Annotated in this window: 21 protein-coding genes and 1 pseudogene; 17 read left to right on the forward strand and 5 right to left on the reverse strand. The window is 46.8% G+C overall.

The genetic code is table 11. The annotated features are described in order from the left end of the window. Positions 1–4 precede the first annotated feature (4 nt). Genes ABK01_RS04810 through mraZ form a run of 3 tightly spaced genes read right to left on the reverse strand, consistent with a single transcriptional unit; the run spans position 5 to position 1,694 of the window. Positions 5–286: an FtsB/FtsL family cell division protein gene (locus ABK01_RS04810; RefSeq protein ID WP_212566316.1), complete on the reverse strand. Its 282-nt coding sequence runs from the start codon at positions 284–286 to the stop codon at positions 5–7. 5 nt (positions 287–291) lie between these two features. Beyond that, complete coding sequence (gene rsmH / locus ABK01_RS04815; RefSeq protein ID WP_253676426.1) at positions 292–1,239, reverse strand: 16S rRNA (cytosine(1402)-N(4))-methyltransferase RsmH; 948 nt, start codon at positions 1,237–1,239, stop codon at positions 292–294. A 5-nt stretch (positions 1,240–1,244) separates the two neighbouring features. After that, entirely contained in the window at positions 1,245–1,694 is a 450-nt protein-coding gene (mraZ, locus tag ABK01_RS04820) for a division/cell wall cluster transcriptional repressor MraZ (protein ID WP_212566318.1), read from the reverse strand. Between the two features lie 204 nt (positions 1,695–1,898). On the opposite strand from mraZ, the gene ABK01_RS04825 reads away from it, so the two are divergent. Then, complete coding sequence (locus tag ABK01_RS04825) at positions 1,899–2,855, forward strand: TraB/GumN family protein (RefSeq protein ID WP_253676427.1); 957 nt, start codon at positions 1,899–1,901, stop codon at positions 2,853–2,855. Between the two features lie 48 nt (positions 2,856–2,903). Here the strand turns inward: ABK01_RS04825 and ABK01_RS04830 are convergent, their stop codons facing one another. Further along, a complete protein-coding gene (locus ABK01_RS04830; RefSeq protein WP_253676428.1) occupies positions 2,904–4,112 on the reverse strand; it encodes a hypothetical protein in 1,209 nt (402 codons plus the stop codon). A gap of 12 nt (positions 4,113–4,124) precedes the next feature. On the opposite strand from ABK01_RS04830, the gene ABK01_RS04835 reads away from it, so the two are divergent. The 9 genes and pseudogenes from ABK01_RS04835 (at position 4,125) to ABK01_RS04875 (ending at position 14,832) form a co-directional block, all read left to right on the forward strand. Further along, positions 4,125–4,832, forward strand: coding sequence for an RluA family pseudouridine synthase (locus ABK01_RS04835; protein ID WP_253676429.1), 708 nt, complete (start codon positions 4,125–4,127; stop codon positions 4,830–4,832). A gap of 803 nt (positions 4,833–5,635) precedes the next feature. After that, on the forward strand, positions 5,636–7,288 hold the full coding sequence (locus tag ABK01_RS04840) for a leucine-rich repeat protein (RefSeq protein WP_253676430.1): 1,653 nt from the start codon (positions 5,636–5,638) through the stop codon (positions 7,286–7,288). A 133-nt stretch (positions 7,289–7,421) separates the two neighbouring features. Beyond that, positions 7,422–7,913, forward strand: a pseudogene (locus ABK01_RS04845) (hypothetical protein); the annotation flags it as partial. A 352-nt stretch (positions 7,914–8,265) separates the two neighbouring features. Further along, the gene (locus ABK01_RS04850; RefSeq protein WP_212566321.1) at positions 8,266–9,825 is read left to right on the forward strand and encodes an ABC transporter substrate-binding protein; all 1,560 of its coding nucleotides are present in this window, start codon (positions 8,266–8,268) and stop codon (positions 9,823–9,825) included. A gap of 81 nt (positions 9,826–9,906) precedes the next feature. Then, the gene (locus ABK01_RS04855) at positions 9,907–10,854 is read left to right on the forward strand and encodes an ABC transporter permease (protein WP_212566322.1); all 948 of its coding nucleotides are present in this window, start codon (positions 9,907–9,909) and stop codon (positions 10,852–10,854) included. Continuing rightward, positions 10,851–11,675, forward strand: a complete 825-nt coding sequence (locus ABK01_RS04860; RefSeq protein ID WP_253676431.1) for an ABC transporter permease — start codon at positions 10,851–10,853, stop codon at positions 11,673–11,675. The genes ABK01_RS04855 and ABK01_RS04860 overlap by 4 nt, the downstream gene beginning before the upstream one ends. Continuing rightward, the gene (locus ABK01_RS04865; protein WP_212566323.1) at positions 11,672–13,456 is read left to right on the forward strand and encodes an ABC transporter ATP-binding protein; all 1,785 of its coding nucleotides are present in this window, start codon (positions 11,672–11,674) and stop codon (positions 13,454–13,456) included. The genes ABK01_RS04860 and ABK01_RS04865 overlap by 4 nt, the downstream gene beginning before the upstream one ends. A gap of 224 nt (positions 13,457–13,680) precedes the next feature. Continuing rightward, positions 13,681–14,031, forward strand: a complete 351-nt coding sequence (locus ABK01_RS04870; RefSeq protein WP_253676432.1) for a PadR family transcriptional regulator — start codon at positions 13,681–13,683, stop codon at positions 14,029–14,031. 9 nt (positions 14,032–14,040) lie between these two features. Continuing rightward, positions 14,041–14,832: a class I SAM-dependent DNA methyltransferase gene (locus tag ABK01_RS04875; protein ID WP_230974617.1), complete on the forward strand. Its 792-nt coding sequence runs from the start codon at positions 14,041–14,043 to the stop codon at positions 14,830–14,832. Positions 14,833–14,876: 44 nt separating this feature from the next. On the opposite strand, the gene ABK01_RS04880 is transcribed toward ABK01_RS04875, so the two are convergent. Then, positions 14,877–15,119 carry a DeoR/GlpR family DNA-binding transcription regulator gene (locus ABK01_RS04880; RefSeq protein WP_253676433.1) on the reverse strand — a complete coding sequence of 81 codons (243 nt, stop codon included), beginning with the start codon at positions 15,117–15,119 and terminating at the stop codon, positions 14,877–14,879. A 121-nt stretch (positions 15,120–15,240) separates the two neighbouring features. On the opposite strand from ABK01_RS04880, the gene ABK01_RS04885 reads away from it, so the two are divergent. The 7 genes from ABK01_RS04885 to rdgB all read left to right on the forward strand — a co-directional run bounded on the left by ABK01_RS04885 (position 15,241) and on the right by rdgB (position 22,311). Further along, positions 15,241–15,924, forward strand: a complete 684-nt coding sequence (locus tag ABK01_RS04885; RefSeq protein WP_212566326.1) for a class II aldolase/adducin family protein — start codon at positions 15,241–15,243, stop codon at positions 15,922–15,924. A gap of 8 nt (positions 15,925–15,932) precedes the next feature. Then, positions 15,933–17,408, forward strand: coding sequence for a rhamnulokinase (locus tag ABK01_RS04890; protein WP_253676434.1), 1,476 nt, complete (start codon positions 15,933–15,935; stop codon positions 17,406–17,408). A 22-nt stretch (positions 17,409–17,430) separates the two neighbouring features. Then, positions 17,431–19,233 (forward strand): L-fucose isomerase, encoded by a 1,803-nt coding sequence (locus ABK01_RS04895; protein WP_253676435.1) that lies wholly within the window; start codon positions 17,431–17,433, stop codon positions 19,231–19,233. A gap of 88 nt (positions 19,234–19,321) precedes the next feature. Then, complete coding sequence (locus ABK01_RS04900) at positions 19,322–19,963, forward strand: DUF4143 domain-containing protein (protein WP_253676436.1); 642 nt, start codon at positions 19,322–19,324, stop codon at positions 19,961–19,963. Positions 19,964–20,089: 126 nt separating this feature from the next. Beyond that, the gene (locus ABK01_RS04905; protein ID WP_212566329.1) at positions 20,090–20,470 is read left to right on the forward strand and encodes a DUF488 domain-containing protein; all 381 of its coding nucleotides are present in this window, start codon (positions 20,090–20,092) and stop codon (positions 20,468–20,470) included. 336 nt (positions 20,471–20,806) lie between these two features. Continuing rightward, on the forward strand, positions 20,807–21,721 hold the full coding sequence (locus ABK01_RS04910) for a hypothetical protein (RefSeq protein ID WP_253676437.1): 915 nt from the start codon (positions 20,807–20,809) through the stop codon (positions 21,719–21,721). Continuing rightward, entirely contained in the window at positions 21,706–22,311 is a 606-nt protein-coding gene (gene rdgB, locus ABK01_RS04915; RefSeq protein WP_253676438.1) for an RdgB/HAM1 family non-canonical purine NTP pyrophosphatase, read from the forward strand. The genes ABK01_RS04910 and rdgB overlap by 16 nt, the downstream gene beginning before the upstream one ends. The last annotated feature ends 35 nt before the right edge of the window (positions 22,312–22,346 follow it).

A 22,346-nucleotide genomic window follows, 5' to 3' on the forward strand; every position in this document is an offset into this window, starting at 1 on the left:
GGCGTTATCCCTTCTTTTCCTTATCTAAGGTGATGCGGATAATTTGAGAGGAATCCGCTTTGTGCATATCCAATTCTTCGACGGCGATTTTTTCTATCCGCTGCGGTTTGGAGAGGATGGAAATAGCCGAAATCTTCCGTTTATTTTCTGCAATCAAGCGATTTTGCTCGTCGTTATATGCGTTTACTTCACGTTCAAGTGTATTATAAACTTGAGACTGTTTAACGGTAAAGAAAAACAGACCCGGGATGCTGATGGTAAGAATCAAAGCTAAAAGGTGTTTCATATCGGTTATGACCTCCTCAAAGAGAGCTTTTTAACAACACGGAGCCGGGCGCTGCGGGACGGCGCATTGCCGGCTGTCTCTTCGGCGGAGGGACCGACCGGTTTTTTAGTAAGCAAAGCTGCACGGGGGATGCCTCCACAAGTACATATCGGCATTTCAGGCGGGCAAATACAGTTTTTTGCAAGGTCTCTAAAAAAAAGTTTTACGATGCGGTCTTCCAGCGAGTGAAAGGAAATAACACCCATTTTTCCCTCTTCCGCAAGGCAGGCAAAGGCTTTTTCCAATAGGCGCGGCAGCCGATCAAGCTCGCTGTTGACCGCAATCCGTAGGGCTTGGAATGTCTTGGTTGCAGGGTGTATGGGGCCGTGCCGAAAACGGGCGGGAACCGCATGGAATACGGTTTCGCTTAACTGCCGCGCTTCCATAAAGGGGCGTTTTTCCCGCTCCGCAACAATAGCGCGGGCGATCGGCCGCGAAAAACGTTCTTCCGCATAGTGGTACAATACATCCGCCAGTTTTTTTTCGCTGTAGGTGTTTACGATATCGGCGGCCGTTAGCGATTCGTTCGGATTGATGCGCATATCGAGCGGTTCGTCGCCGCTGAATGAAAAGCCGCGTTTTGACTCCATATAATGGAAGAGAGAGATGCCAAGATCAAATAAGATGAGCGAAGGCGCAGGCATATCGTGAGGGTATTGATCGAAAAAAGCATCCGACCAGCCTAAAAAAAATTGTATACGGTTGCCGAATGGGGCAAGCCGTACTTTTGCCTTTGCTTGAATGGCAGGGTCGGCATCGATACCGATAACCTTTAACTGCGGAAAGCGGGTTAGAAAGGCCTCACTGTGGCCGCCTTCGCCTAATGTTCCGTCGATGAGGAGCGGGGCGGATGTTTCCGGGGCAAGCAACTGCAGGCATTCTTGTAATAAAACCGGTGTGTGTACAAAGTTCATACATGTTAAAAACGAATAAGCCCCAAGTCTTCGCTCGCTTGATGGAAATCCGCCTCGCTTCCCTCCAGATAAGCCCGATATTCATCCGCATCCCATAATTCGAGATAACGGTTGATGCCCAATAGCACGCAGTCTTTTTCGAGCTGCGCGTATTCACGTAAACTTTGGGGTATTGAAACACGTCCCGCCTTATCGATGTCTATTTCCTGCGCAGGAGCGATAAGTCTGCGCAGTACAAGACGGGAGTTTGCCTGAAATAACGAAGCGGATTGCATAACTTTTTCGGATAGCAATGCCCATTCTTCAGGGGGAAATATCCATAGACAGCGGTCGATCCCCCGGGTAATCACTACTTGTGAGTCCGGCAGTAAACAGCGTAATTTTGCAGGAAACATAATACGCCCCTTCTCATCGAGTGTATTATTATACTCTCCTGAAAACACACTTTTTTCCACTTTTACCTACTTTCCTCCACTTTTCCCCATTTACTTTTATTTTACCGGTAAAATGATAAATGTCAATGCTCTTTTTGCCGATATTATGGGACACTCGAAATAAGGCACTCGAATCAACAACTTTTTTTCTCTGCAGAATCGGATATGAGTCCTCTAGTAGGAAATACAAAAAAACGTTATTTTAGGGATAAATAGGAGGACTGTATGATAACCCTTAAATATTTGAAAAAGATTGCGCTGCTCCTTATGTTGACTATCGCGCTTACTGCTTGTACGACTACGGGACAGGCTGAACGTCGTTCTGAATTATCGAAACCGGTGCTGATAGAGCACCCAGAACGTTTTTTTTGGGAGATAAAGGGTAATAATGGCTCCGTCTATGTGCTAGGAACCGTTCATGTTGCCGATAAAGGTTTTTATCCGCTTGAAAAGAACGTGCTCCGTGCATTCGATAAAGCTGACCGCTTAGTAAGTGAAATCGGCGGCAAGGCAGAACTGGAGGCATTCACCGGAATGTTGCAAACCGTTATCATGAAGAATATAAATGCCGACCCCAAAAAGAGTTTGCTCAAAGTCTTATCAGAGGAAGATATTGCTTTCCTCTATGAAACGATTGGTGATGATACGGTGCATCAACTTGCCTTATTTAATCCGTGGATTTTGAACACGGTCTTAGCGCAGCTTTTAATGAATAAAGCAGGGTTGAATGCCGGAGACGGTATCGATATGTATTTGATGCAGCGGGCTGAAAATAAAAAAATTGCAGCGCTCGATACGGCAGAGCAGCAGCTTGCAGTGTTATCGTACGGTACTTTTGAAGAGCAACTTGCTCTATTAAAGGATTCCATACAAGCATTGCGAGATATTGATAAGAGTATTGAAGAAATGCATAGGATTCGGGATTTTTATCTGAGTAATAATCGGAAAGAGCTTTCAGCGTTGCTGGTCGAATTACTTTTGAATGTACCGTCTTCTTTCTCTGAAAAAAAGGCGCAAGCTTATATCGATACACTGTTGACCGACCGGAACCGGATATGGGCGCAGAAATTCGATGAATACCTGCGCGAAGGCGGCAATATATTTGTTTTTGCCGGTACTGCACACTTCCTTGGAAAGTCGAGCGTTTTTGAAATTATGCGGCAGAAGAACATGCTTGAGTAAATTTTCAGGAATGTTTTTCTTTCCCGCATAGCTCCTCTGCGGGGAGAGTTATTCTTTCTTACCGAAGCCGTACTCGTCCCGTTCAGGGGGAACGTACCAATCGACGGCGAACCAGAGGCTGGGGTCGGCAAGGTCTTGTGCGATTTGCCCGAGCGCAACCTTTGCCGTCGTTTCCGCGATAAGATAGCGCTTACCGTTGTGCGTAAAACGGGCGCCTTCTCCGGTACAGTCTACGGCTGCAACCGCGTGTTTTTGTCCGGGTGCAATCATCAAGATGGAATCGATATTGAAGTGCTGCAATAGTACGGACATCAGCAGTGCGCGGCTGTCGCAATCGCCGCTCCGGTCGCTGCACACGGTCGGGATATTGAGAAAGTCTGCTCCGCTTTCATCCCTTGTGTAGGTAAAGTTCTGCATCCATTCAAGCAGGGAAGCAGCGATGGTTTCCGCAGCAGGCATTTTTCCTTCTTTGTCCACTTCGATTAATTCTTTTTCCAGCATCAGCGCAAGATGGCGGCAGCGGGCAACACTGTCGCGGTAAATCATCCGGTAATAGCGCTGCCATGCTTTTTGCTGCAGTGGGGAATTAAGGTAGCGGGTCAGCAGGGCAAACTCGCGGTCTATTACTGCTTGGTTTGCTTCGGAATCGGAGCGGTCAAAATGCACGGAAAGTTTTTTTCCGTTAAAGAGTACTTCTTTTTTTACCGTCCCTTCTTTGGGATATACCGCTTGAATCATCGGACCGGGTTCAAAAAAGGACTGACGGCTGATGAATACCGCATCCAAGCAGGAAATCATCATTGGCTCATATTCCTGCGCTTTTGCCGCCTGCGTTGTTGTTAAGACAACCAGCCATCCCTTTTGTTCGGCGAGCGGCTGCACCAAAAGCCACCCTGCCTGTTTTTGGTTTTGCTGTGTAAATTGAAGGTTTGCAACGAGTGCGGGGTTGCCCTGCATCAAAAATTGTATCGCCTTTTTCTGCGCTTTCAGTTGAGAAAAAATATGTTCCGCCGCAGCGGTTACCGTACCGAACTGTTGATATGGGTAGAGGGCAACCTGTAATCCGACGGGGATAATTGTGTTTTGATAAAGGTAGCGGGAATTATCCCGGGAATTCACCTGCCTGAATCCCTCCGGTAAATCCAATGTATAGCCTAATGAAGGATTGCTGATCAGTTCCGCCCGAAGCGGATAGCCGATACAAAACGATAAAAGGATTACACATAACAAGTGCTGAATTTTTTTTCGATTCATCATATACTCCCCACTATGCACAATAGTCAACAAAATATTGTAAAGAAATCCATTCCGATTGTATACGAGGACGAAGCGATTTGTATCGTTAATAAGCCTTACGGTATTCCGGTACAGGGCGGGGCGCACATTGCCGTGTGCCTTACCGAGATTTTAAGCAAGCAGCTCAGGACAGAAATATTTCCGGTACACCGGCTGGATAAAGAGACTTCCGGCTTATTGGTAACGGCAAAAAGCGCCGCCGCCGCCCGTTCATGCCGCACCTTGTTTGAGTCGAGGGCGGTCGAAAAGGAATATCTTGCATTATGCTTCGGCAGTTTTGAACATTCTGTAAATAAGAAAACATTGAAACCCATTCCGAAAGAAGGCATTATCGATACGCCGATTATGGAAAACGGCACGGCAAAGCCTGCCTCAAGCGCGTATAAACTGCTTGCAGGTACGGACGCATGCAGTTTGTTTTCCGTCCGGTTGCATACCGGCAGAATGCACCAAATTCGTATTCACCTTGCAGGTATCGGCTGCCCGATTATCGGCGACGACAAGCACGGAAACTTTGCATTAAATAAACAGCTTTGGAAAACCGCTCGTATTAAAAAGCTCCAGCTCTGCGCATATCGCCTCCGCTTTCCCATCGGTGGCAAAGTTCGCCTTTTTACCGTGCCGGTACCGGAGCATATACAAGCTGCTATTGATACACTGATGGGTATAGCTAAAAACTGATTCACAATCCACGTTAGCGGATACGATAAATCATTTTTCTACAGAACTTCTGTCGGAATTGTAATGATCGGACATCGGGGTTATCCCAAAAGTCGGTTGCTTTTGCCATCCCTGCGCTTTTACGTTAAACCTGTTCGGAAATGAAAGTTTCAGAAGAGGTCTGTTATATGCTCTACGGCAGCTTGCCTCCGGTTGTGCGTTTTCTCCTCATTTTTCCGCTTGCGCTTCCCCGTTTTTGCTTCTATAATAATATCTATGTTCAGCCGCAGAACAGGATTGTCGCAGTATAAAAAGTCTCTCACCAAAGCACAAACCCCAGCAAGAAATTCGTACACAGGGCTTGACAGACCTGTAATGGTCGGCAAAATCTTCACGGCTTCACGGCTTCACGGCTTCACGGCTTCACGGCTTCACGGCTCTCTTTAGATAATTTTCTATCTACTTTTTACACACATAACTATTTTTTCTCATCATTAGACGCAGATAGGCTCAATCCGATTTGTGTTTTTCAGTTTACACAGCACTCTCTTTTCGCATCACAGGGTATAAATAAACCGCAGAGACCGCTAAGAACGCAAAGATATCCCAAGGATTTTTATACTTTGCTTTCTATACCTTATTCTTTGCGCTCTCTGCGTACTTCGCGGTTAATTGAAACACTGAATATCAGCTATTGCATGCGCTTTTACAATGCTGCTTTGTACCGATGGGGACGGCAGGGTATCCGGCTTGATAGGGATAATTATCGAGCATTCCGCCATTCAACATGAACGAACAACTAAAAACTTAAATAGGAGAACTATATGAAGACTACGAATAAAAGAAGTACATTCTTTGGGTTTGCAGTAACGGCGATGATGTTGGCTGCAAGCATGGTTATGGGCTGTAAGCAGCCGTCCGTTACGGTTAATTCATATCCGGTTAGCTTTAGTGCCATCGGAGGAACCGTTACCGCCAGCGTAGACGGAAAAGAAATTAAAAACGGGGACTTGATTGGAGTCGGAAAGGAGGTAACCTTTACTGCTCATCCGCAAAGCGGAATGCAGGTTTCACGCTGGACGGGGATAGATAAATCCGAAGGCAAAGTTACCATAACACTGACCGTAAAGGCAGGCGTTTCGGTAACCGCAGAATGCACGGCAATTATGCATACGGTTACCTTTGCGCAACCCGAACACGGAAAGCTTACGGCAAGCATTGACGGAAAAGACTTTACCGGCGGCACCGTGCAAAAAGGGAAAACAGTCGTCTTTACCGCCACCCCTGCCGACGGGTACCGAGTAAAGAGCTGGGCGGGAACGGATAATCCTGCAAGCACGGATAAAACGGCAGTACTCACGGTAAAAGAAAATGCAACGGTTTCGGTGGAGTTTGAGTATGGAGTTGAGGTTATTCCGGTTCCAAAATTTAACGTTACCTTTGATACCCCGCAGAACGGCACATTAACAGCAAGCCTTGACGGCGCTCCGTTTACCGGCGGTGAAGTACGAGAAGGCAAAATTATCGTCTTTACGGCAGAACCTGCCCCTACCTACCGTGTAAGAAAATGGACGGGATTGGAAAATGCAGATACTAAAACCATCCTCACACTCACCGTTACAAAAGCGGTACACGTGTCGGTTGCATTTATCAATGTGCCTGAGCATAGTATAACATTTAGCCAGCCTGCCAATGGAACTCTTAAAGCCACCCTTGACGGTGTTCAATTTAACAGCGGTGACAAAGCTGCGGAAGGTCAGCACATCGTATTTACCGCTATTCCCGAAATAGGCTACCGGCTCTTAAAGTGGGAAAACGTCAATACCGACCCTGAACACGGCTATGTTAAAGTCCACACGGTGCAAGCAGACAAGACTGTTTCGGTAACCTTTGAAACCGACGATATTCTTACCATTAGAAAAAATTGGAGCGGGGACCATTATGTCAAATCGTGTAAAAAAACGGCTGAAGGGGTAATCGAAGTTCCCGACTATGTAAAATACATTGCAGATAACGCCTTTAAAGACTGTGTAAAAGTTACCGAGGTAACCCTTCCTTCAGGTCTTACCGAAATCGAAAGCTCTGCTTTTGGAGGCTGCACGGGGCTGACGAGCATAACCATTCCTGCAGGTGTTACCCAAATCGGAAGCTCTTCTTTTGAAGGCTGCACGGGGCTAACGAGCATAACCATTCCTGCAGGTGTTACCCAAATCGGAAGCTATTCTTTTTCCGGCTGCACGGGGCTGACAAGCATAACCCTTCCTGCGGGTGTTACACAAATCGGAAGCTATTCTTTTTCCGGCTGCACGGGGCTCAAAGACATCACTATCGAAGCGATGAATATAACGGGGATAGGAAGTTATGCATTTGACAATATTCATGACGAAGCACGGTTTAAGGTTAAATCCGGCGGCAATGTAAAGCAGAAGCTGCTTGACTACGGGGTTAATGCAGACAAGATTATTGAACAACCGTAGAAGAAATATGAGAGAAATCCGTGCAGCTGAGTTGCTGCACGGGCTGATGGGGGCTTGTCCCGAAAGGGGGCAAGCCCTTGTGGAATGAGAGCGAAGCCTTACTACAAGGAAAGGGCTTCGCGTATAAAACATTTGGTTTAGCACGGGAACGCCGACATTTTTAGTGAATTTTCTCAAAGAAGCACACTATTTTATCCCTGACTTGGATGGAAATGTTGAGCTCGATGAATCGGGATTACAGACCTATCGGGCGGTAGCACAAGATGCACTGCCTATTCTCTTTCAGGCCGGTTATTTGACCATAAAAGAGTACATAAGCGATGTTAGGCTCTACCGGCTTGGCTTTCCGAATGATGAAGTACGATACGGCTTTTTGGAAAATCTGCTGCCAGCATACTCTGATGTCCCCTTTGGTCAAACAGGTGTATGGGTAGGACGTTTTGTACAGGATATCCGCAAGGGGAATGTAAACGGCTTTATGGAATGGATGCAGTCGCTTATCGCCGGTATTTCTTATGACAACTTTAACAGCAAAGAGCTGAAATTGCGGGAGCAAAACTACCAGACAGCAGTGTACCTCATCTTTAAACTGATGGGGCAGTTTGTGCAGACGGAAGTCCACTGCTATAGCAGTGCCGCCATGGACGGCGGTGGTTCCATGCAGAAGCGACGTTTTTGCTTTACAAAAACTCGACGTTAAACAATGTACAAGGACGTACATTGTTTAACAGGATTTGAAGAAGCAACGCGGACAATTAAGGATTGGAAAACCGAGGTGTTTGAAAAGTAAATTGCATCAATGAGCTGCGCTCCTACCTCCGCAGAATTCTGCCATTGTTGATATCGAAGATCGCCTTATTTATGTAGAGTAATATCAATGCCTGTTTTTTCCCCTTCCACTTGACACCATAGTGCATAATGCACTATTATGCGCCCCGAAGTTAGTTATTATTAACTTAATATAGAGTGGAGGCGTTATGTTAAACAAAACAATACGCGCATTAGGAATAGGTGCGCTGTGTGTAGTGCTGGCGGTTTCGTGCAGCAAGGAAAAAAATGCGGATATGCAGGGTATGCAGAATCCGGAGGCAAAAAAGGCTGCGGATATTGTGCTGCGGGAAGCAGGCGGGGACTTCGGCTATCCGAACCCGTTTCGGCACCAAAACCGCGGGCCGGGCTTTTTCAAAATGGAATTGATTTACGATTCGCTTTTGGAAAAGGACGAAAAAGGGCTGATCCCATGGCTTGCAAAGGAATGGTCGGTGAACGATGACGGGCAAACCTATACGTTCACCATTGTAGACAATGCAACGTGGCATGACGGCAAGCCGCTGACGGCGGACGATGTTGCGTTTACCGTCAAGTATTTTGAAGCACATCCGCCGATGCGCGGAGGTCTGATGCTGCATGGAAAATATCTGATGGATTCCGTTACCGTCAACGGCAATACGGTGAGCATTCACATTCCGGAATATACGCCGACCGCGCTGGAAAAAATCGGCAGTATGCGCATCATCCCCAAACACGTCTGGGAACATATTGACGACCCTGCAAAATTTTCCGGCGAAGGTGATATCGTCGGTTCCGGGCCGTATAAACTGGCTTCTTACCAGAGCGAACAGGGCGCATATAAAATGGTACGCTTTGACGAATTTTGGGGATTAAAGCCCGCCGTTTCCGCAATAGAATGGATTCCCGTCAGCGATGCTATTTTGGCATTTAATAACGGCGAAATTGATATTACCAACTTGCCCGCCGATCTCGTCAAAAATTACGAAAACAACAGCGAGTTTAAGGTCGTTAAAAATTTCGGTTTGCACGATTTCCGTTTCTATTTCAATTTTGATACCGTTCCTGCTTTCCGCGAAAAGGAAGTCCGGCAGGCAATCGCGTATGCAATAGACCGCAAAGAATTAATCGAAAAGCTTGAACGTGGTTCGGGGCTGGAAGGCAGTCAAGGGTATCTGCACCCTGCGCACCCGATGTACAATCCCAATCTTCCCAAGTACGAGTTCAATGTTGAAAAAGCAAAGGAGCTGATGAAGGGCAGAACAATCAACGCGCAGTTGACCGTGGGCAGCTCGCCGAAAGAGGTAAAGATGGCGGAGCTGATTAAAATCAGATTGGCGGATATCGGAATTACGTTGGATGTTGTCAGTGTCGACTCCAAAGCGCGGGACGGTATGATCCGGGATAAAACCTATCAGACTGCGATTGTGGAATCGGGCGGTATGGGCGGCGATGCTGATATGCTGCGCGAAATTTATTCGTCTAAAATGAAAAAGCCTCACCTTGCCGGATATGCCAATGCGCGGCTAGATGACCTATTGTACCGGCAGTCGATAGAGCGGAATGCGGAAACGCGGAAGCAGCTGATCTATGATGTGCAGGAAATTCTTGCGGATGAAATTCCGATGCTGCTGCTCTACGGCAAAATCGATAATGCGGTGTATCGCCCCGCAAAATACGACCGGTGGACGGTGCGGTACGATCACGCAAAATTGGAGCATCCTAAGTTATCGTACATTATCCGGTAAAATAGAGCGAGTAAAAAGCGATATTTAAAGCTGCTGCAGTACAACGCGGCAGCGCAGCACGCACGTGAGGCTTCCTCCCCAATGAAATATTTCGTTTTATTTTTTGCTTTGATTACCGCTCATTTTTTTCTTCCCCGCTTGATGCGCGCAGATCCGTTTGTGTTCATCTCATCAGACGGAACGGAAGTTGCAAGCTACAGCGAGGAAGAAATCAATAAGTACAAAGCGTATTACGGACTCGACAAGCCGCTGTGGCAGCAATATGTGCAGTACGTTGCGGGTATTGCTACTGCTAATTTAGGCTACAGCATTTACTTTAAAGATTCGGTGGTCAACCTTATTTTTAAGCGGCTGGTATGGACGGCGGGGATTGTGTGCGCGTCCCTATTGTTCAGTCTATTGCTGGGACTCTGTTTGGGAAGTCTGAGTGCGTGGTTTGCCGGAAAGCGGCTTGACGGTTTTTTGTATCATACCATGACGGTAGTGTCGGAGATTCCGTCCTTCTTAACGGCAAACGCTATTCTGATGCTGTTTGTTATCCGCTGGAGAGTATTACCGACATCGGGCGGCATCACGCCGTTTTTACCGCTGGAGTTTACCCTGCCTGTTATCACCGACATCATAAAACACGCGGTGTTGCCTGCGCTGACCTTATCCTTGCTTAAAACACCGGATTTTTATTTTGTAACCCGGAGCGCGATGCTGCGGCAGCTGCAAAAAAAGTATGTCGAAACCGCGCAGGCAAAATCTTTGGGAGCGTTCACCATCGTGGTAAAACACTGTCTGCCGAATGCATCAAACCCGATTATCACCCGCTTTTTGCTCAGCCTACAAACGCTCTTTAACGGTGCGCTCATTGTAGAAAACGTCTTTAAGTATCCCGGTATCGGCAGGCTCATTAGGGATGCCGTCTTTTATCGAGACTACCTTTTGCTGCAAGGCATCTTTTTTGTTATCACCGTGTTTATCTTGTGCATCAGTGCAGTGGGTGAAGCGGTGTACCGGCGGACGGAAAGGAGTGCAGTGTGAAACAACCGAAATTTACTACGCCGTATCTGCCATGCTTTTTTTTGTGTGCGGTTGTGCTGGCTGCCGTTTTACCGTACTTTCCGTTTTTGAAATCGGGTACCATACCCAGCGGAGTTGCACTGAGTCCGCCGTCGCGGGAACATTGGTTCGGCACTGATGACCTCGGCATCGATCTTTTTGCGTCGATCTGTTATGGGGCAAAAAGCAGTTTGCTCTTATCGGTGGGGAGCGCAGTAGCTGCAGCAATCGGTGGCAGTATCATCGGGATGCTTGCAGGCTATGCAGGCGGCAGTATCGACGCGGTGATAGTGAGTATGATCGATTTTTGTATCGGTATTCCCGATCTGCTGCTGATGGTAGTGCTGGGAGTTTTTTTGGGTCCGGGGTTGGCGAATATCATCTTTGCTATTTCCCTTGTGTCGTGGATAATGCCTGCTAAAATTGTCAGGAGCGAAGTGCTCAAACTGAAAACGGAACCGTATATCCGGCTTTCAAAAGCGTACGGCGCGCATTTTTGGCATATCTTTGCGTGGCATTTTTGGAAACCGCTTTTTTCTATTATGCTGGTGAGTGTGATTAAGATTATGAATAAAGCGATTCTGGCGGAAGCATCGCTCGCGTATTTGGGACTCGGCGATCCGCTGTCAAAAAGCTGGGGGATGACCATTACCCGTGCAATGGATTTTCCGAATATTTACCTCACGGATTTTTGGAAGTGGTGGCTCGTATTTCCCACAGCCGTGATGGTGTGTACCGTGCTCTCTGTTGCGGCAATCGGTAGGCGGATGGAGCTGAGCATTGGAGGGCGTACCCGCTCATGATGCCGGACGAAATACTCAGGGTAGAAAACCTCACGGTGCGGTACCGAAGCGCCGCCGATACGGAAATTTACCATACCGCTGCCGGTAATACAGACAAGGCAGGAACACGCACTCCTGCAGCCGGTAATACTGATAGAGCCAAATCCGGAATATGGAATGTCAGCTTTTCGCTCAAGCGGGGTGAACGCTGCGGCATCATCGGAGAATCAGGCGGAGGCAAGAGCACGCTGCTTTCGGTAATTATGGGCTTACTGCAAGAAAAGCGCGGCGGCGATGCCGACTCTGCTGAGATAACGGGCAAAATCATTTATAATGGAAGAGAAATACAAAATACCGGAAAAAATGAGTGGAAACATCTCCGCTTTACGGAAATCGGACTGGTGTTTCAGAATCAGGATGAGCGGCTCAATCCTGCGCTAACGGTTGGGGAGCAAATTGCCGAAATCCTGCGCAAAAAAACAAGTGATGCCGCGCTGTTGGAACAAGAACTTGCCGCAGTGCTCCAGTCCGTCGGGCTGGAAGCAAGCGTAAAAAACCGGTATCCGCATGAACTTTCCGGCGGTATGCGGCAGCGGGTATTTATCGCAATGGCAATTTGCCTGCGCCCGCCGCTTTTGTTGATTGATGAGCCGACAACCGCATTAGACCCCGCATCAAAGCAGCAGATACTGCAACTTCTAAAAAACATCCGGAGCGAATACGGCACGACAATGTTGATTGTTTCCCATGATCTTGCAGTGATTGAAGCCCTCACTGATAATCTGATGGTACTGCTGCACGGATATATTATCGAAAAAGGCAAAACGCAGAATATCTTGGAAGAGGCAAAGCACCCGTACACCAATGCGCTGCTGCAATCGAGTACCTATCTTAATCCGTGGAAGGATTTGTGGGGCATTAAAGAAGCGGATGAACGGCAGAGCTGCCCGTTTTATGAGCGGTGTACGCAAAAAAGCAGCGAGTGCCTATCGTACACGCCGTATTTGCCGCCGGAGTGCAGTGAAGGCTGTGCCTGTGCAAAAAACGGCATACAGACTATTTTAAGCGTCCACCATCTTTCAAAGACGTTCGGTATGGGCACACAAAAAACAGCAGCCGTTCAAGACTGCTCGCTGCGGGTGCGGCACGGAGAAATTGTCGCCTTGCTGGGAAAATCCGGTTCGGGGAAAACGACCGTGCTGCATATCATTGCAGGGCTTTTGAACAAAGACGCCGGTTCCATTGTGTTTAACGGCACCTCAATGGAAAAAAATAATTTGCTTGCGCGGGAACATGCCCTGCAAATTGTAGAGCAGGATGCGTTTTCTTCAATGAACACCGCGCTGAGCGTACAGGAAATTATCGCCGAACCATCCGTCATCCGCTACCGTAAAAGCGCCGCTGCCTTTGCGGAAACGGCAGCGAAATATGCAAAGCTCTGCGGGCTGCCTGCCGATGCTGCGCTGCTGCATAAAAAAGCACGGGAATTATCCGGCGGGCAGCGGCAAAAAACCGCGATTGCACGGGCGCTCTCGATGCAGCCGATACTGCTGTTAGCAGATGAAATAAACGCCATGCTCGACGATTCATCTAAGGTGAACATCATGCGCCTTTTAAAGCAGCTGCAATACGAACTCGGCTTTTCGATGCTGCTGGTTACACACGACATCGACCTTGTAAAGAAAGTTGCCGACTATGTGTACCGCATGGAAGCCGGCCGCATCGTAGAAGAAGGCAGCATACGGAAGGTGTTTGGTAGGGCAAGCGCATCAGGTGGCTGTTTTAACAGCCCCGCAGAATAATGGAGTCTGCTCAACCAGAGTTTCGCCGCTGTACGGCTCAAATGGTCTCCCAGTCTCCATTATTCTGCGATTTTGCCTACTCAACCTGATGCGCTTGCCCGTCTGCTGGAAAAAATGTGCGAAATTTTAATAAAATTTCGCACAGAAGGAAGGCAACTGCTTAAACTATTTGTGATGCAGTTGTCCTGAAGTATTTTGTAAAAAGGATTGAGAGGGAGTATGCAATGAATATCAATGAAAAATCGAAATTTAAGCATTTGACGGCGTTTATCTTAGTTATCCTTGCAGAGCAGCCGCGCAATCCGCGGGATATACAGTCGATCCTTCTGCAGGATTTTCCCGGCTTTACCATCGATATGTCAACCGTGTACCGCTGCCTCAGCAGTTTGGAAAAAGAAGGCTTGGTAACGATGGAGTGGGAATTGCCGCCGGAAGGAGCTGCGCGGAAGAAATATGCAATTACGCCGAGCGGTAAACATGATTTATGTGAATGGAAAGAAGACATTGAAATCCGCAAACATAATTTTGAGGTCTTTTTACAAAAATATACTGCACTGGAGACAGGGCAAAAATAGGAGAAGGTAATGATGGAACTAACGATGTATGATTTCGAACGGTATATTCAAAAAACTCGGACTGACGCAAATTCCGAACAAATGTGGGATAACAGAAGCGAAAGCTTTCATGCACATACGGAAAAAAAACGAAAGCAGTTTGCAAATGAATTTGTATTTCGACTGATAAAAGAACGGACACTACTTGGTGCGGATTCTAAAGTTTTGGATATCGGCTGCGGAACGGGGCGGCATTTGCTGGAATTTTCGGCATACACACCGTATCTTACCGGTATCGATATTTCTTCAAAAATGCTTGCGTATGCACAAGAAAAACTTCAGCATATTCCGCAGGCAACATTAATTCACGGTAATTGGATGGAAACATTTACAACTAAAGACGAATTTGATTTTGTCTTTGCGTGTATGACGCCAGCAATCAGCTCCATCGAGAATATAAAACGAATGAATATGATTTCAAAAAAGTATTGTATGCTGGAACGAGTTATATATCAAAAAGACATTGTTCAAGAAGAAATAGAACAACACTTCCAACAGAAATTATTTAACCGTCCGCATAACAATAAAAATTATATCTATGGGATTTGGAATATTTTGTGGCAGATGGGATATTATCCGAACGTTTTTTTTGATAAACGTATTCAGACTGTAACTCATGCTGTCGAATTTTATACACAAGAGGTTGAATATACTGATGAAGAAAAAGCAACAGTTATGCAGCTTTTGAACGAAAAACAAAAAGACGGTGTAATCACGACAGAAGAATCTGTGGTAAAAGCGATTATCCTGTGGGAAACATAAATGGAAGCTCTAAAAATTCATGCCTGAAGTTTTTATAGATGCCTTTATTCATACACGATCTTATTTCCGAGTATATGCATAATATCTTCAGGCGGACGGGAATCGGTCAAAAGCAAATCGATTTCATCAAATTCACAAATTTTACAAAAAAATTCTTCATTCATCTTATCGCTGTCGCACAGTAAAATACGCTGCCGAGCGTTTTTAATCATTGTTTTTTTGACTGAGGCTTGTGCAAGAGTTGCTTCTGTTATGCCTGCTGCCCGGGATAGCCCACCGCAGGACATAAAAAGGATATCCGCTCTAAACTGATTAAAAAATAGAATTCCTAAGAATTTTTGTCAATCTTGTGATTGAAATTGACAGGAGAAATGGCTGTGTTATACTTAAAACATAAGAGGCTATAAAATGAACATAAGTGAATTGAAAGACCAAGTGTGCGATATTTGCCATAAAATGTGGCAGTTAGGCTGGGTTGCAGCCAATGACGGTAATGTATCCGTTAAACTTGACGACGGCACCTTTTTGGTAACCCCGACAGGGATTAGTAAGAGTTTTATTACACCCGAAAAGCTGCTTATTGTTGCAAAAGACGGCGCTATTATTGAAGGAGCAGAAGGGTATAAGCCTTCTTCCGAAATTAAAATGCACTTTCGCTGTTACGAAGAACGTGATGACGTCGGGGCTGTCGTACACGCCCATCCGCCTGCCGCAACAGGCTTCGCCGTGGCTCATGTACCCTTGGATCGCTATACGATGATCGAATCCGTTATTACGATCGGTTCCGTACCGGTAACTCCATACGGAACGCCTTCCACGCATGAAGTTCCGGATGCGATTACCCCCTATCTGCAAGAACACGATGTAATGCTGTTGGAAAACCATGGAGCATTAGCGGTCGGCTGCGATCTTATCACTGCATACTACCGTATGGAAACGCTGGAACTCTGGGCAAAGATCAGTATAAATGCAACCATTCTCGGTGGTGAAAAAGAAATTTCCCCTGAAAACATTGAACGTTTGTGCAGAATGCGTGCCGACTATAAGGTAACCGGCCGGCATCCGGGGTATAAACATTATCGAAAAGAATGAGAGAACCTATGATATCCGGTAATAAAGTTGTATTAGCACTTGATTTCGGCGCTTCAAGCGGGCGCGCTTTCTTAGGCTGCTTTGACGGCAGCCGTATTACGATGCAGGAAAGTCACCGTTTTTCAAATGATCCCGTTATGCTAAACGGGGTACTGTATTGGGATTTTCACCGTTTATTTTTCGAAATTACACAGGGCATTCTGAAAGCGCAGCAGGACGCGCCTGTCTCAAGTATCGGGATTGATACATGGGGGGTAGACTTCGGCTTGCTGCGAAAAGACGGTTCGCTTATTGAAACGCCCGTTCATTATCGTGACGGACGAACCGAAACAAGTTTCCCTCATGCTTTACAAAAAATCAACGCCGAGCGGTTTTACCGCATTACCGGCGTACAGCTAATGCCGCTTAATACGGTGTTCCAGCTCTATGCACTAAAGGAACAGCGTCCCTACCTGCTTGACGGCGCCGAAACGATGCTGTGTATGCCGGATCTTTTCAATTATTTTTTAACCGGTGAAAAGCGAACGGAGTGTTCCATCGCTTCTACTACACAGATGCTTGATGCCGACTCTCAAACATGGTCGGAGGAGATTATCGGTGCACTGGGGCTGCCTGCTCATATTCTTACCCCTATTATCCCCTCCGGTACCGAAATCGGCTTACTGAAGCCGTCGGTATGCGAAGGTTTCGGAAAGACTGCCGTCAAGGTTACGGCCGTTTGCGGGCATGATACGCAGAGCGCCGTTGCCGCTGTTCCTGCCGACTGTGACGATTTTATCTTTGTCAGCTGCGGAACATGGTCTTTATTTGGAACTGAGCTGGATGCTCCGCTTATTTCGGATGATTCCGCACGGTTTAATATTACCAATGAAATAGGTTTCGGCGGTAAAACAAATTTTCTAAAAAACTGTACCGGCCTTTGGCTGATACAAGAGAGCAAAAGGCAGTGGCAGCGGGAAGGTAAAAACTACTCGTTTGCAGAGCTTGAGGCAGAGGCGCGTAAAGCCAAGCCGTTCGTATCATTTATCGATCCGGATGCTCCCGAATTAGGTGTTCCCGGCGATATCCCCGGGCGGATACGGGCATACTGCAAGAACACCGGTCAGCCCGTGCCGGAAACGGCCGGAAGCATTATGCAGTGCATTTATCAGAGTCTCGCTTTCCTGTATCGAAAAACCCTTGAAGAAATAGAGCTGTGTACCGGTAAACGATATCCGGTTATTCATATAGTCGGCGGCGGCATTAAGGATACGCATCTCTGTCGTCTTGCGGCAAATGCTTGCGGACGGCCGATAAAAGCAGGCCCTACGGAAGCCTCGGCATTGGGTAATATCGTAGTGCAATTAATCGCTTCCGGCGATGTACGGAATATCAAGGAAGCACGGAAAGTTATTGCCGCTTCATATCCGGTTGCGGAATATGAGCCGGAAGATACACGCCTGTGGGATGAACATTACAGTGCATTTCGGGCGTTTTGTCGTTAACAGAAAACAGTAAGGAGGATGTATGTCAACACAATTTAAACGAACAGAGCCGGTAAACCGGTATAAAGGACACTTACCGAAAATCGGTATCAGACCGGCTATTGACGGCCGACAGCAGGGAGTGCGGGAGAGTCTTGAAGACCAAACCATGAATATGGCGAAGAGCGCTGCGGCTCTTATTAGCGAAAATCTTCGCCATCCGAACGGTATGCCGATTGAGTGCGTTATCGCAGATTCTACCATCGGCGGTGTCAGTGAGGCTGCTGCCTGTGAGGAAAAATTTCAGCGGGAAGGTGTGGATATTACGCTGACCGTAACCCCCTGCTGGTGCTACGGTTCCGAAACCATGGATATGAATCCCATGACGATCAAAGCAGTGTGGGGCTTTAACGGCACGGAACGGCCCGGTGCGGTGTATCTTGCAGCCGTACTTGCAGGACACACCCAAAAAGGACTGCCTGCATTCGGTATTTACGGGCGCGACGTTCAAGATGCCGATGACACTACTATTCCCTGCGATGTAAAAGAAAAAATCCTGCTTTTTGCCCGTGCAGCTCTTGCCGCTGCATGGATGCGGGGAAAATCGTACCTATCTATCGGAAGCGTCTCGATGGGGATTGCAGGTTCGATCGTTTCTCAGGACTTTTTCCAGCGGTATCTCGGTATGAGAAATGAAACCGTCGATATGTCCGAACTTATTCGGCGCATCAACGAGAATATCTACGATGAAGAAGAATTCAAAAAAGCGCTTGCATGGACAAAAGAACACTGCAAAGAGGGGAAGGACGACAACCCCGAAAAAATGCAGCATTCACGGGAACGGAAAGATAAAACATGGGAAATCTGTATTAAGTGCATGATCATCGTCCGCGATTTGATGATCGGAAACAAGAAACTTGAAGCAAAATTTCCTGAGGAAGCCAAAGGACGCAACGCCTTGTTGGCAGGCTTCCAAGGACAGCGCCACTGGACTGATTTTATGCCGAACGGGGATTTCTTTGAAGCTATGCTGAATTCCAGTTTTGACTGGAACGGCATCCGCGAACCCTTCTTAGTCGCTACCGAAAACGATTCGCTGAACGGCGTTTGTATGATGTTTGAACATCTGCTCGGCTATAGTGCGGCGATTTTCTCCGACGTCAGAACCTATTGGAGCCCCGAAGCGGTTGAACGGATTACCGGATGGAAGCCTCAAGGCGATGCGGCAAACGGCTTTATCCATTTGATTAATTCCGGAGCAACCTGTCTTGACGGTACGGGGAAACAGAAAAAAGACGGTAAGTCCGTTATGAAGCCGTTCTGGGAAATTACCTCAGAAGAAGCAAATGCCTGTCTTGATGCCACGCAGTGGCGATATGCGAGCTTGGAATACTTTAGAGGCGGCGGTTATTCTTCCAACTTCTTAACGGAAGGCGGAATGCCGGTTACTATGGCGCGTCTTAATCTCGTACACGGATTGGGGCCGGTACTGCAAATTGCCGAAGGCACGACCGTATCGCTTCCCGAAGCGGTAAACGAAAAGCTTGATCTGCGCACCAATCCGACGTGGCCGACCACTTGGTTTGTTCCGCGTTTAACCGGTAAGGGCGCATTCACGGATGTTTATTCCGTTATGGCAAAGTGGGGTGCAAACCACGGAGCAATCACATACGGGCATATCGGTGCGGAGCTTATCGCACTGGCATCCATTTTGCGTATACCGGTGTGTATGCACAACGTTGACGATGCAAAGATTTACCGCCCGCAGTATTGGAATGCGTTCGGCGATGAGCCGGAGGGGGCGGATTATCGTGCATGCGCAACGCTTGGGCCGCTGTATAAATAACAGGGAACGGGGGCTGTCCCGAAAGTAACCGACTTTTGGGACAGTCCTAATTCGAGAGGATTGGTATGAAAACTATATCGATACCTACTTGGATTTGGATATACGGGATCAGATTAATTCCGGCAATATTTCTCTGTTCAAGAAGTTTGTGCACGTGTGCGCGGTGCACAGCGGTCAGCTGCTTTCTATGGATAGCATTGCGCGGGATACCGGCATTTCTGCGCCGACGGTGAAGAGCTGGCTTTCTATTTTAGAGGCTTCGTTTATTATCCACTTTCTTGAACCGAATACTAATAACCTTGGACGAAGCATCGTAAAAACGCCGAAGCTCTATTTTGTTGATTCAGGGTTGATGTGTCATCTTTTGCGGCTGGAGACAAAAGATGATTTGCTCTTGAGCCGATACAAGGGAGCCGCGGTTGCGACCTTTGCCGTTTCGGAATTACTGAAACATCGCCTGAATCAGGGTAAAAAAGCGAACCTCACCTTTTTTAGAGACAGCAAGGGCTTGGAGGTAGATACGATTGCGGATTGGAATCGTACTTTTGCGATTGAGATAAAAAGTTCCAATGCCCCGGACGCAAAGCTGTCGCGCAACACAAAAAAATACCTGCAGCTGCTGAATGATGAAACGGCAAAAAACGCAGTGTTTTATTTGTCCGATATGAGTATGAACATCAACGGCACTGCTTATGTGAGCTGGCGCGATTGGGAAAAGTATTTACAGTGAGCTTTTGCGGATAGTGTCGTGGATAACACGCTACGATACATCGCTAAGGTGCATGCAAACCATACATGATACGTCGGAAGAGTACTGGCACAAGATTAAGGCGTAGATGCGTTAGGAGGCATTATTATGGGAACACTATATTGGAAGCGGATATACGATGCTGCTGAACCGCAAGACGGGTTTAGGATATTAGCTGATCGGCTATGGCCGCGCGGACTTACAAAAGAAAAGGCAGCGCTCGGAGATTGGGCTAAAGATATTGCACCATCATCGGCAATACGACAAGCCTATCATAGAAAAGAAATGGATTACGGCCATTTTTCCGCCCTCTATGCAAATGAATTGGCGGAAAATCCTGAAGCACCGGCTTTTATCGAAAAAATTAAGACCGAGCTACAAAACGGGAACGTTACAATACTGTATGCGGTCAAAGAACTTGAGACTAGCCATATTCCTACCCTACGGGCATTTATCGAAAAAAATATATACAGCCCTCGCTTTCATTAGTACTTCCCTGATTATTTTCGAAGTCTCAAATTCTGATATTCCGTATGTCATATTCTGACAGGTGAATTAGTTACGTTTTATCCATATTTCGATGTTACTGCATACTCACGGTAGGAGAAAAACGGAACAAACATATTCTTTCATACGTATAATTTAATGAAAAAAAACTTGTAAGTTATTATCATAGAAGGACTTATTTTAATAAATTTATTATCCGTCTTTGCCAATCATTATCTTTTATGGATTGTTCGGTTTTTGAAAAATCCTGCAATCCTTTTTTGGCATATATCTTGCTATGACAACCCTATAGACAAGATGAAACCGAAGGAGAAACGTATGCAAGAGGATATCATTGAAACGATATTGGCGGACTTTTCACGGCAGAATAAACAAAAAAAAGCCGTAGATACGCTGTTTCAGTATTTGTATTTTAATCTCGGTGAATTCGGGGTCTACTGTGGAAGCGAGGATATGCGCAGTGACTTTTTGCTTTGGCTCTATCCGAAACTGGATACTATCATAGACGGTTATAATCCCGATAGGTCAATATTTCCTACTTACTTGCGAATGTCTCTTACCTATAGTTGGAAGCTTTTTCTAAGGCGGAATCGTGAACAGGCAACGTATGCTTCCGTTGCTCAAGATGATCAGCAGCGGATCGTTAAAACGAGACAGGACGAACAGAACGGATCACAAAACTATGAATTGTATGCAGCAAGTCCGTCGCCTTCATATACGGTGTTACCCGAAAAAGTTCAGTCTATTCAGGAAACAATCAGATGGGAAAGAAAAAGAAAAGACATCTATACACGTTATTTTCTCGAACTGCTGTGTAAGTCTTGTTTTTGTATCAACGAACATTTGCTGCAAACGGTTGCCGTACATTTAGGAATATCGGTACGAAAGGTGAGACTGCTGATTGAGGAAGCAAAGGAGCTGACCGATAAACGGGATGCCGTTTACAACGAATGGGTGGCTAAGCGGGATTTTTATTATGTGCGGTATAAGAGCGCGACGCTTCAGCTTCGTAAGGTTGATGAGGCGCATGGTTCCGTTATCAAACGTTTGAAACATCGTCAGGCATACAGCTATGCACGTTGGCAGGGATACCTGAAGCGGATACGGGAATACACGCGGGGGCCGAGCAATCGAGCATTGGCACGGCAACTGGGCGTTTCTCGAGCGACGGTTAACAGCGATCTTGCCGAGCTAAAAAAAGCGTGTTATGGTAAGCCATGCACATATACTTAGCAAGCGGCAACCGACATAAGCAAGAAGAATTTGCCGCTATTTTGGAAGGTCATCGCATCAGTCTCCCTGCTGATGCCGGTATCCTCTTTGATCCTGAAGAAACGGGAACAACTTTTTTAGAAAATGCATTATTAAAAGCCCGCGTCCTATACGAATGTGTTAAATGCCCGGTGATTGCCGACGATTCGGGGCTGTGTATCGATGCGCTGGGCGGTAAGCCCGGTATCTATTCAGCCCGCTACGGCATGAAAGACGGTGTACAGCTGAAAGCGGAGGAGCGGAATCAACTTGTGCTGCAGCAGATGAAAGGAAAAGAAAACCGCAGTTGCCGGTTTGTTTGCTGCATTGCGGTAATGCTGGATGCTCACCGTTTTTTTACGGTACAAGAAACATGCGAGGGCGTAATTGCCGAATCGGAGCGCGGAGAACACGGCTTCGGTTATGATCCGATTGTGTATCTTCCCAAGATCGGCAAAACGGTTGCAGAACTGACGGCACAAGAAAAAAACGAACTGTCCCATCGCGGAAAAGCCGGACGAATTGTCGCCCAACTATTGGCTATGTTTCCGTCCACTGCGTCGGGATGTTGATTTTTGGCAATAGCCATTCCGTTAGCCTTTTGAAA

Origin of the sequence: Treponema sp. OMZ 305 (genome assembly GCF_024181325.1) — a bacterium.
GTDB lineage: Bacteria > Spirochaetota > Spirochaetia > Treponematales > Treponemataceae > Treponema.